At 62.8% G+C, this 3,408-nt stretch carries 4 protein-coding genes; 1 reads left to right on the top strand and 3 read right to left on the bottom strand.

Going from position 1 to position 3,408, the window contains the following annotated elements; all coding sequences use genetic code 11:
• Positions 1-32: 32 nt before the first annotated feature.
• From ACE04F_RS20755 to ACE04F_RS20745, 3 genes are read right to left on the bottom strand one after another with little or no spacing between them, the layout of a single operon-like run.
• Positions 33-623, bottom strand: coding sequence for a YggT family protein (locus ACE04F_RS20755; protein WP_305498169.1), 591 nt, complete (start codon positions 621-623; stop codon positions 33-35).
• A 10-nt stretch (positions 624-633) separates the two neighbouring features.
• Complete coding sequence (proC, locus tag ACE04F_RS20750) at positions 634-1,452, bottom strand: pyrroline-5-carboxylate reductase (protein WP_305498170.1); 819 nt, start codon at positions 1,450-1,452, stop codon at positions 634-636.
• Positions 1,453-1,480: 28 nt separating this feature from the next.
• Positions 1,481-2,173 carry a YggS family pyridoxal phosphate-dependent enzyme gene (locus ACE04F_RS20745; RefSeq protein WP_486109587.1) on the bottom strand — a complete coding sequence of 231 codons (693 nt, stop codon included), beginning with the start codon at positions 2,171-2,173 and terminating at the stop codon, positions 1,481-1,483.
• Positions 2,174-2,228: 55 nt separating this feature from the next.
• Here ACE04F_RS20745 and ACE04F_RS20740 point away from each other — a divergent pair, with 55 nt between their 5' ends.
• On the top strand, positions 2,229-3,263 hold the full coding sequence (locus tag ACE04F_RS20740; protein WP_305498174.1) for a type IV pilus twitching motility protein PilT: 1,035 nt from the start codon (positions 2,229-2,231) through the stop codon (positions 3,261-3,263).
• Positions 3,264-3,408: the final 145 nt, after the last annotated feature.

Below are 3,408 nucleotides of genomic sequence, written 5' to 3'. Positions count from 1 at the left end.
CTCCCTCGCCACAGGAAAAGCTGCAGCGTGCTTTAGATCAACACCCGCAAGATCTCCGGCATCATCGTCATCGCCGCCAAATTGTTGATCACCAGCATGTCGATCAGCTTGATCACCATGAACGCCAGGATCGGCGAGATATCCAGGCCGCCGAGGTTCGGCACGATGCGGCGGAACGGCGCCAGGGCGGGCTCGCAGATCTGGTTCACCAGTTCGGCGCCCGGGTTGTGGCTGGCCGGCGCGACCCAGGACAGGATCACACTGATGATCATGGCAAAGAAGAAGATGTTCAGAAACAGCGCGGCGACGCCAATGAGCGACCAGATCAGCAGTTGCAGCGGGTTGCCGGTGGTGCCGTAGGTCAGCAGCAGGGTCAGGGCCATCAGCGCCAGTTGCACGAGGATCGCCAGCACCAGCGACGACATGTCCAGGCCGAACAGGCTCGGGATGATCCGGCGCAGGGGCTTGAGCAGCGGTTGGGTCGCCTTGACGACGAACTGGCACAGCGGGTTGTAGAAGTTGGCGCGCACCAGTTGCAGCACGAAGCGCATCAGCACGATCAGCAGGTACAGGCTGCCGAGGGTTTGCAGGACGTAGACCGCTGCAGTGTTCAATCCAATCATGAATGGCTCCTTATTGGCCCAGTTGTTCGGCCATTTCGGCCGAGCGGTGCGCGGCGGCGCCGAGTGCTTTTTCCACCAGGGCTTCGAAGCCCCCGGCCTGGAATGATTTGATGGCCGCTTCGGTGGTGCCGGCCGGCGAGGTCACGCGGCGACGCAATTCCGCTGCATCGACATCGCTGGACACCGCCATGTGAGCGGCGCCGAGAGCAGTCTGCAAGGTCAGTTGGGCGGCGATCTCGCGGCTCAGACCGAGTTTTTCTCCGGCGGCGGTCATGGCTTCGATCAGCAGGAAGAAATACGCCGGGCCCGAGCCGGAGACTGCGGTGACCGCGTCCAGTTGCTGCTCGGTGTCCAGCCACAGCGCCAGGCCCACGGCTGACAGCAGCTCTTCAGCCTGCTGGCGTTGTTCGGCGCTCACCTGTGCGGTGGCGAACAGACCGCTGACGCCCTGGCGCAACAGCGCCGGGGTGTTGGGCATGCAGCGCACGATCGGCTGGGCGCCGAGCCAGCTGTTCATGCTGGCGCAGGTAATGCCGGCGGCAATCGACACCACCAACTGATGAGGCTTGAGGTGCGGGCGAAGTGCCTCGCACACGGACTTCATCGCTTGCGGCTTGACGGCCAGCACGATGACGTCCACACCCTCGATGGCCTGGGCGTTGTCGGCGAAGGTTTCGACGCCGTGCTCGGCGCTCACCCGCTTGCGGGTCTCTTCACCCGGATCGCTGGCGCGGATCATGGATGCGTCCAGGCCCTTGGCCCGCAGGCCGCCGATCAGGCTGGCGGCCATGTTGCCGGCGCCGATGAAGGCAATACGCGTGTTGCTCATGACAGGTCCTTATAAAGAGATGAGTGAGTCAGCTGGGCGCTTGGCCGTAGTCACGCGCTCCAAACAGCGCTGTGCCGATGCGCACCCAGGTGGCGCCTTGGGCAATGGCGGATTCAAGGTCATGGCTCATGCCCATGGACAACGTGTCCAGCGGCAGGTCCAGGCTGGCTTGCAGCTGTTGAACGGTTGCGAAGGCTGCATCCTGTTCGGCGCGATCGTCGGTCGGTTCGGGAATCGCCATCAACCCACGCAACTTGAGATGAGGCAGCGTGCTGATGGCATTAGCGAGGGCGGGCAGGTCCGCTGGCGTGCAGCCGGACTTGCTGGCTTCACCGCTGACGTTGACCTGGATGCAGATGTTCAGCTGCGGCAGGTCGGCCGGGCGCTGCTCGGACAGGCGTTGGGCAATTTTCAGGCGATCCACGGAGTGCACCCAGTCGAAATGTTCGGCGATAGCGCGCGTCTTGTTCGATTGAATGGGGCCGATGAAGTGCCAGATCAAGGGCAGGTCGGTCAGTTCGGCCTGCTTGCCCAGCGCTTCCTGCAGGTAGTTCTCGCCGAAATCCCGCAGGCCTGCGGCATGGGCTTCGCGCAGGGCCTGGGCCGGCTTGGTCTTGCTCACCGCCAGCAGCTGGACGCTGTGTCCCGGGCGCTGGGCGGCCTGCTCCGCGGCATGGATGCGCGATCTAACCTGAGCAATGTTGTCTGCTATGGTGGTCATAAAGAGAGGCCAGCGGTCTGAGGTTCGCGGCATTCTACTGGAATTGAGGAGCGCTATGGATATCACTGAATTGCTGGCGTTCAGCGCCAAACAAGGGGCGTCGGACCTGCACCTGTCCGCCGGGCTGCCGCCGATGATCCGCGTGGACGGCGATGTACGGCGGATCAACCTGCCGGCGCTGGACCACAAGCAGGTTCATGAACTGATCTACGACATCATGAACGACCGCCAACGAGTGGATTACGAGAAGTTTCTGGAAACCGATTTTTCCTTCGATGTACCCGGTGTGGCGCGATTTCGGGTCAATGCCTTCAACCATAATCGGGGCGCGGGTGCGGTGTTCCGGACCATCCCTTCAAAAGTCCTGACCATGGAAGACCTGGGAATGGGCGAGGTGTTTCGCAAGATCACCGAGGCTCCTCGCGGACTGGTGTTGGTAACCGGGCCGACCGGTTCAGGCAAGTCCACCACCCTGGCGGCCATGATCGACTATCTGAACAGCCACAAGCACCATCACATCCTCACCATCGAAGACCCCATCGAATTCGTGCATGAACCGCGCAAGTGCCTGATCAACCAGCGTGAGGTGCACCGCGATACCCAGGGTTTCTCCACGGCCCTGCGCTCGGCCCTGCGGGAGGACCCGGACGTGATCCTGGTGGGAGAGATGCGCGACCTGGAGACCATTCGCCTGGCGTTGACCGCCGCCGAAACCGGGCATTTGGTGTTCGGCACCCTGCACACCACGTCGGCGGCCAAGACGATTGACCGGGTAGTCGACGTGTTTCCGGGCGATGAGAAGTCGATGGTCCGCTCGATGCTATCGGAGTCGCTGCAGGCGGTGATTTCCCAGACGCTGGTCAAGAAGATTGGTGGCGGCCGCATCGCGGCGCACGAGATCATGCTGGGAACTTCGGCGATCCGGAACCTGATCCGCGAAGACAAGATCGCGCAGATGTATTCATCGATCCAGACCGGCGGCTCGCTGGGGATGCAGACGCTGGACATGTGCCTGAAGGATCTGGTCAGCAAGGGGCTGATCAGCCGCGAGCACGCGCGGGAGCGGGCGCGGACGCCGGATAATTTTTAGACAGGGATGTGCCGCTTCTGTGGCGAGGGAGCTTGCTCCCGCTGGGCCGCGCAGCGGACCCAAAATGATTGGACCCACACAAATCATCGGTCTGTTTGGGGCGGCTGCGCCACCCGGCGGGAGCAAGCTCCCTCGCCACAGAGGC

Source organism: Pseudomonas sp. AGC41 (assembly GCF_057334555.1).
Note: the sequence above shows the minus strand (reverse complement) of the source record. Positions and strands in the feature narration are given on the sequence as shown.

Coding starts and splice junctions, on each gene's coding strand:
- ACE04F_RS20755 (WP_305498169.1), bottom strand. CDS start 623: ATGATTGGATTGAACACTGCAGCGGTCTACGTCCTGCAAACCCTCGGC.
- proC (WP_305498170.1), bottom strand. CDS start 1,452: ATGAGCAACACGCGTATTGCCTTCATCGGCGCCGGCAACATGGCCGCC.
- ACE04F_RS20745 (WP_486109587.1), bottom strand. CDS start 2,173: ATGACCACCATAGCAGACAACATTGCTCAGGTTAGATCGCGCATCCAT.
- ACE04F_RS20740 (WP_305498174.1), top strand. CDS start 2,229: ATGGATATCACTGAATTGCTGGCGTTCAGCGCCAAACAAGGGGCGTCG.